Origin of the sequence: Kitasatospora sp. NPDC097605, from assembly GCF_040302725.1 — a bacterium.
In the GTDB taxonomy this organism is placed as follows: domain Bacteria; phylum Actinomycetota; class Actinomycetes; order Streptomycetales; family Streptomycetaceae; genus Kitasatospora.
Genome location: NZ_JBEOSF010000088.1, coordinates 1 through 2,598, shown reverse-complemented (window position 1 = coordinate 2,598; position 2,598 = coordinate 1). Strand labels below are relative to the sequence as shown.

Sequence of the window (2,598 nt, the reverse complement as noted above, 5' to 3'; positions counted from 1 at the left end):
CCTCGAACACCTCGGTGAAGTCCTTGCCCGTGTTGCGGCACTCGGCTCCGGCGAGTTCCACCGCCCGTGCGCCGATCGCGTCGGCGCGGAGCAGGAAGTCGATGTCGCCGACTTCCTACTCCGGGGTTTTCTCCGGTGCCCCTTGCTGCCTGCAAGGGGCACCGGGACCGTGCCGTGCTGCTCGGAGTGGGAGGTCGACCGGTTCGACTTCCCACTCCGAGGGGGTCATCGGGGTATGCGGTGGCGGCCGTGGGGCTTGTGGTTGTGGGGGTTGGTTTCGGGGCTGAAGTGGCCGGCCTGGCGGGCGATCCAGGTGTATTCGGGGGTGCCGTCGGGGAGGGTGCGGAGTTCCCAGCGTCCGTGGCGGGTGATGGGCGGCGGGGGCGGGCCGGCCTTGAGGGCGGTGATGACGGTGGCGAGGGCGAGGAGAGTGGCGAAGGCCGTCCCGATGAGGAAGCCGGTCACCTTCGGCTCGCTTCGCGGAGGAGGGTGAGGAGGTTGAGGAGGGTGGCGATGGAGGTGTCGCCGAAGGAGATGAGGAGGCGGCCGTCGACCGTGGCGCCGTTGACGTGGGCGGAGCCCCACTGGATGCCGAAGGGCTTGCCGCGCTCGTGGAGTTCATGGAGGAGGGAGGTGACCTCGGGTTCGGTGTAGGTGCGGAGGTAGGTGTCGTTGGGGGTGAAGGGGGTGGTGTTCACGCGGCGGCGTCCAGCTCGAACCAGGTGATCTTGCCGGTCTTGGTGGGGGTGGCGCCGAAGCGGTGGGTGAGGGCCTGGATGAGGTGGAGGCCCCGGCCGGAGAGGGCGTAGGGGTCGGCGGGGAGGCGGGGTTCGGGCAGGACGGGGCAGTTGTCGCAGACGGTGACGCGCAGGGTGGTCGGGATGAGGGAGACCAGGACGCCGGGGGCGGGGCAGTCGCCGTGCTGCCACGCGTTGATGAAGAGCTCCTGGAGGGCGAGTTCGGCGTCGTCGATGGTGTCGGGGCGCCAGCCGGCGGTGTGGAGGATGGAGCGGAGTTCGGCGCGGACGGCGGTGCAGTCGGGCGGGTTGAGGGCACGCATGACAGACCTCCATGAAGAGGCGAGAGGGGGAGGAACGGGGGAGATGTCGATGGATGCGTCACCGTGAACGAGGCCGGCCCGGACCTGGCTGCTCTGCGGTGCGAAATGGGCGGCATGCGCCTACCGCCCATGAATTCAGGCGTTACTGACGATCCATCGGATCGCTGTGAGACAGACCATACGGCATGGCGACTTAAGTTTAGGTAACTTGATGGAGGATTCCCTCTCCTGGGGGACGGATGGCCCCACGCTCCGCACTCCACGGCACACTGGGGCCACCGAACATCGAGAGGACGCTATGCCCGGTCGCCCGAACCCCACGCTTCGCCAGCGCCGACTGGGTGCCGAACTGCGAAGAATGCGCGAGCAGGCAGGTCTACGAGGTGGCGAACTCGCCAACTTGCTGGGCGTAAGTGCGGCCCAGGTGACGCAGATGGAGAACGGGAAGACCAGCGTCAACGCAGACCGGCTGCGCACGATCGCAGCAGCGTGCAAGTGCACCAACGAGCCGCTCATCGAGGCCCTCGTTGGGTTCACGACGTCACATCCCAAAGGATGGTGGGAGAGGTATCGAGGGACGCTGTCGACTGGCTTCCTTGAGGTTGCGGAGATGGAAGCCCATGCTCTGAAGATCTACACCTGGGCGACAACCTATGTTCCCGGCCTTCAGCAGACCGGCGCCTACGCTTCTGCGGTCTTCGCTCGCATCTCACCACCGCTGCCCCAGCGCGACATCGACACCAGAACAGCGTTTCGGGTTCAGCGCCAGCAGGCCCTCCGATCCGGCGGCGCACCACACGTGTCCTTCATCCACGAGGCGGCCTTGAGGATGCAGTTCGGTGGTCGAAAGGTCCTCGCTGAGCAGCTCGACAGCCTGATCGAGGATTCGGCTGCCGGGGCCTGCTCCGTGCGGGTCGTCCCATTCGACATGGACACCTTCCCCGGCGCGGGAGAGAACATCATGTTTGCCGAAGGGCTTGTCCCTGAGCTTGCGACCCTGCAAATGGACACCGCCCAGGGCGTACTGTTCTTTGACGCCCCTGCTGACCTGGCCAGCCATCGAGCTACGTTCGCGCAACTGGACTCCCTCGCATTGCCCGATGATGAGTCGCGCAAGTTCATTCGAACCATCAGGGGGCGGTATGAGTAAGTCCGCGTGGCAGAAGTCCAGCTACAGCGGCGCATCCAACGAGTGCGTTGAGGTCCGGGCTCTGGACGATCTGATCGAAGTCCGCGAATCCGATGAGCCTGGCACCACACTCGGTGTCAGTCCCGCTGTCTTTGCTGACTTGCTCAACTCGATCAAGGTCGGTGGACTCGACTACGGCTCATGAGTTGGACGCCCCCTCGATCGTGCCGATCGAGGGGGCGTTGCCGTCCTTCGCATCGAGGAGACGAAGGACATGGCTGGTCACATGTGGCAGAGGTCCAGCTATTCCGGCTCACCTGTGATGGTGTGGCGGGCTTCGAGGCATGCCTCGACCGGCGCCAGTAGCTCGGGGCGGGGGCCCTCTTCGGTTCCGGAGAGGGCTCCCGCC

The 2,598-nt window shown here is 66.0% G+C and carries 5 protein-coding genes; 2 read left to right on the top strand and 3 right to left on the bottom strand.

From position 1 onward, the window contains the following. Positions 1–225: 225 nt before the first annotated feature. The 3 genes from ABTX81_RS39515 to ABTX81_RS39505 are packed head-to-tail and all read right to left on the bottom strand — an operon-like array spanning position 226 to position 1,060. Positions 226–465 (bottom strand): hypothetical protein, encoded by a 240-nt coding sequence (locus ABTX81_RS39515; RefSeq protein ID WP_350555775.1) that lies wholly within the window; start codon positions 463–465, stop codon positions 226–228. After that, positions 462–698: a hypothetical protein gene (locus ABTX81_RS39510; RefSeq protein WP_350555773.1), complete on the bottom strand. Its 237-nt coding sequence runs from the start codon at positions 696–698 to the stop codon at positions 462–464. The genes ABTX81_RS39515 and ABTX81_RS39510 overlap by 4 nt, the downstream gene beginning before the upstream one ends. After that, entirely contained in the window at positions 695–1,060 is a 366-nt protein-coding gene (locus tag ABTX81_RS39505) for an ATP-binding protein (RefSeq protein ID WP_350555771.1), read from the bottom strand. The genes ABTX81_RS39510 and ABTX81_RS39505 overlap by 4 nt, the downstream gene beginning before the upstream one ends. Before the next feature lie 211 nt (positions 1,061–1,271). Between ABTX81_RS39505 and ABTX81_RS39500 the strand changes: the two genes are divergently transcribed. Continuing rightward, the gene (locus ABTX81_RS39500) at positions 1,272–2,210 is read left to right on the top strand and encodes a helix-turn-helix domain-containing protein (RefSeq protein ID WP_350555769.1); all 939 of its coding nucleotides are present in this window, start codon (positions 1,272–1,274) and stop codon (positions 2,208–2,210) included. Further along, positions 2,203–2,394, top strand: a complete 192-nt coding sequence (locus tag ABTX81_RS39495) for a DUF397 domain-containing protein (RefSeq protein ID WP_350555767.1) — start codon at positions 2,203–2,205, stop codon at positions 2,392–2,394. Before ABTX81_RS39500 ends, ABTX81_RS39495 begins: the two co-directional genes overlap by 8 nt. Positions 2,395–2,598 lie beyond the last annotated feature (204 nt).

Bases quoted from the DNA above. Each gene is read 5' to 3' on its own strand.
- ABTX81_RS39505 (WP_350555771.1), bottom strand. From the start codon at position 1,060: ATGCGTGCCCTCAACCCGCCCGACTGCACCGCCGTCCGCGCCGAACTC.
- ABTX81_RS39500 (WP_350555769.1), top strand. From the start codon at position 1,272: ATGGAGGATTCCCTCTCCTGGGGGACGGATGGCCCCACGCTCCGCACT.
- ABTX81_RS39495 (WP_350555767.1), top strand. From the start codon at position 2,203: ATGAGTAAGTCCGCGTGGCAGAAGTCCAGCTACAGCGGCGCATCCAAC.